Genomic DNA, 2913 nt, shown 5'->3' with positions numbered 1-2913 from the left:
GCAGCGGACGGGTGAGTTCCGGGTCGGCGGCGGGCGGCGTGATCGCCGGGACCGGCGCGGCCAGAGGCGGGGCGGCAGTCGCGTCCAGCGGCGGCAATGCCTCGTCGAAAGCGGGGTCGATCGGGCGGACTTCCTGCCGGGCCAGCGCCGGCCCCGCCGCCAGCGTTCCCGCCATCAGGGCCATCCCCTGCGCGGCCGCCAGCCATTTCCCACCACTACTCGACAACGAATACCCCCGCAGGCCTGTGCCGGCCCTGAATTCTGCCCCGAACCTCGCCAACGCACCTACCCGCGATCGGCTCCCAATAAAACGCCACTGAAAGAAAACGACATGATCGCGACGCGGGCCTTTATCCGCCATCGGGAGTTACCCCTGAACGGAACGACAGGGGGACGACGATGGCGGGGACGACGGAGGCAGGATCGGGCGGAGTGAAGGAAGCGCCGCATGGCCACGGCCGCGCGGCGACCAGCCCGTTGCAGATGCCGGCGGCGGCGTGGGGCGCGATCCTCAAGCGCGTCTGGTTCAAGACGGGCAGCGACAATATCGGGCTGATGGCGGCGGGCGTCGCCTTCTACGGCTTCCTCTCGATCGTGCCGTTGTTCGGCGCGCTCATCATGACGTACGGCCTGATCGCCGATCCCGCGACGGTGGCGACGCACATGCGCACGATCATCGACCTCGTGCCGGCCGATGCCGCCCGCCTGATCTACGAGCAGCTCGTCAGCGTCACCACCACCGCCGCCTCCAAGACGGGGGTCGGGCTTGCCATCGCCCTCGCCGTCTCGATCTACGGCGCCACCCGTGCCTCGGGCGCGATCATGGCGGCGCTGAACGTGATCTACGAGCAGGTGGAGCGTCGGAATATCGTCGTCACCACGCTGATCTCGTTCGCCATCATTATCGCCGCCGTGCTGGTGGGGATCGCGGGCATCCTCTCCGCCTCGGTGCTCGGCTATGTGCAGACGCTGATCGGCGGGATCGGCCCGGCGGCGGCGGCGCTGATCCGCGTCGCGACCTGGGCGGTGGCCGGCACGCTCGCCAGCATGGCCATCGCCGCGACCTACCGCTTCGCCCCGGACCGGGCGGATGCGCGCTGGCGCTGGCTGTCGCTGGGCTCCGCGCTGGCGACCCTGCTGTGGCTGTTGGCCACGCTCGGCTTCGGCTTCTACGCGGCGCGCTTCGGCGACTATAACGCGACCTACGGATCGCTGGGCGCGGTGGTGGTGCTGCTGATGTGGCTGTTCGTCTCCTCCTATGCGATCCTGCTCGGTGCGACGATCAATGCCGAGGTGGAACGGCAGACGGCCGAGGACAGCACGACCGGCCACCCGCGGGCGATGGGGAACCGCGGCGCGAAGGTGGCTGACACCGCCGCCGCCGCCGACTGACCCGCAACCTCCACCTGTCCTTGCCCCTCGATGGAGTCCTCATGCCCGACCAGCCTGAAACCATGATCGAGATCGCTGGCGGCGGCCTCTCCGCCGGCATCACCGCGCTTGGCGCCGAGCTGCACTATCTGCGCGATGCCGAGGGTCGCGATCTGCTGTGGGACGGCGACCCGGCATTCTGGACCGGCCGCGCCCCGCTGCTGTTCCCGATCGTCGGCGGGCTGAACCGGGACAGCTACCACCTGGATGGCGAGACCTACCATCTCGCCAAGCACGGCTTCGCCCGCCGCAGCCGCTTCAGCGTCGCCGGACAGACGGCGGATCATGTGATCTTCCGGCTGGAGGCAGACGCCGAGACGCGCGCCGTCTATCCGTTCGACTTCCGGCTGGACGTGCGGTTCACCCTCCACGACGGGGCGTTGACGGTGACGGCGACCGTCGCCAATCGGGGTGACACGCCGATGCCGGCCAGTTTTGGTTTCCACCCGGCGCTGCGCTGGCCGCTTCCGTACGGCCAGCCCCGCGACATCCATCGCATCCACTTCGCCCGGCCGGAACCGGCGCCGATCCGGCGGCTGGACGGCGACGGGCTGGTGTCCCCGACCCCCCGCCCCACGCCGATCGAAGGCGACGTGCTGCCGCTGGCCGACGCGCTGTTCACCGACGACGCGATCATCCTCGATACGCCGGCAAGCCGCGCCGTCACCTATGGCGCCCCTGCCGGCCCGCAACTGGCGATCGACTTTCCCGATATGCCGATGCTGGGGATATGGACGAAGCCCGGTGCCGGCTACATCTGCATCGAGCCGTGGCACGGCATCGCCGACCCCGCCGGTTTCCTGGGGGACATCTTCGCCAAGCCCGGCATCCTCACCTTCGCGCCGGGCGAGGAGAACGCGTTCACCATGCACATCGCGCTGCAAAAGCCGGGTTGACGGAAACACTTCGACACGTCATTCGCTGCCTCGGCAATCAATGCAAGGGCAGCGACATGGACATGAGTCCGATCCGCTTGGAGGACTATCACACCACACGGTCGCTCGGTTACCTGCTGCGACGCGCCCACAAGCTGTCGTTGATGCTCGCCGAGACGATGTTCGTGGGGCTGGAACTCAGCTTCATCCAGTGGGTCGCGCTGATGCAGCTTCGGGATGGACTGGCCGACACCTCCGGCGGGCTGGCCCGTTGCCTCGATCATGACACCGGCGCGATGACCCGGATGCTCGATCAGCTGGAGACGCGCGGTTTCATCGCCCGCCGTCGCAGCAGGTCGGATCGCCGCGTCATCCACCTCGACCTCACCGCCGAGGGAACCGCCGCCGCCAACCGCATGGTGCCGCGTGTCGTCGCCCTGTGGAACGACCTGCTGGTCGATTTCACCCCCGAGGAGGCGAAGGCGCTGGGCGGACTGCTCCAGCGGCTGGTCGCCCGTCTCGACAAGAAGATGCTGGCGGAGATCGCCGCGTGATCCGATCGGTCCGCGCCCTGCCCGCACTTGGCGCACTGGCGGCGCTGCTGCCG

At 68.9% G+C, this 2913-nt stretch carries 3 protein-coding genes; all 3 read left to right on the top strand.

Annotated elements, in window-relative coordinates:
- The first annotated feature begins 399 nt into the window (after positions 1-399).
- From FOY91_RS21030 to FOY91_RS21020, 3 genes are read left to right on the top strand one after another with little or no spacing between them, the layout of a single operon-like run.
- Entirely contained in the window at positions 400-1392 is a 993-nt protein-coding gene (locus FOY91_RS21030; RefSeq protein ID WP_145155973.1) for a YihY/virulence factor BrkB family protein, read from the top strand.
- A gap of 41 nt (positions 1393-1433) precedes the next feature.
- Positions 1434-2327, top strand: coding sequence for an aldose 1-epimerase family protein (locus tag FOY91_RS21025; protein ID WP_238995832.1), 894 nt, complete (start codon positions 1434-1436; stop codon positions 2325-2327).
- A 56-nt stretch (positions 2328-2383) separates the two neighbouring features.
- Positions 2384-2860 (top strand): MarR family winged helix-turn-helix transcriptional regulator, encoded by a 477-nt coding sequence (locus FOY91_RS21020; RefSeq protein WP_145155971.1) that lies wholly within the window; start codon positions 2384-2386, stop codon positions 2858-2860.
- Positions 2861-2913 lie beyond the last annotated feature (53 nt).

This window comes from Alterirhizorhabdus solaris, assembly GCF_007785815.1.
Taxonomy (GTDB): Bacteria; Pseudomonadota; Alphaproteobacteria; order Sphingomonadales; family Sphingomonadaceae; genus Alterirhizorhabdus; species Alterirhizorhabdus solaris.
The sequence above is the reverse complement of the archived record's forward strand: the minus strand, read 5'-3'. Positions and strand labels throughout refer to the sequence as shown.

Coding starts and splice junctions, on each gene's coding strand:
- FOY91_RS21030 (WP_145155973.1), top strand. CDS start 400: ATGGCGGGGACGACGGAGGCAGGATCGGGCGGAGTGAAGGAAGCGCCG.
- FOY91_RS21025 (WP_238995832.1), top strand. CDS start 1,434: ATGCCCGACCAGCCTGAAACCATGATCGAGATCGCTGGCGGCGGCCTC.
- FOY91_RS21020 (WP_145155971.1), top strand. CDS start 2,384: ATGGACATGAGTCCGATCCGCTTGGAGGACTATCACACCACACGGTCG.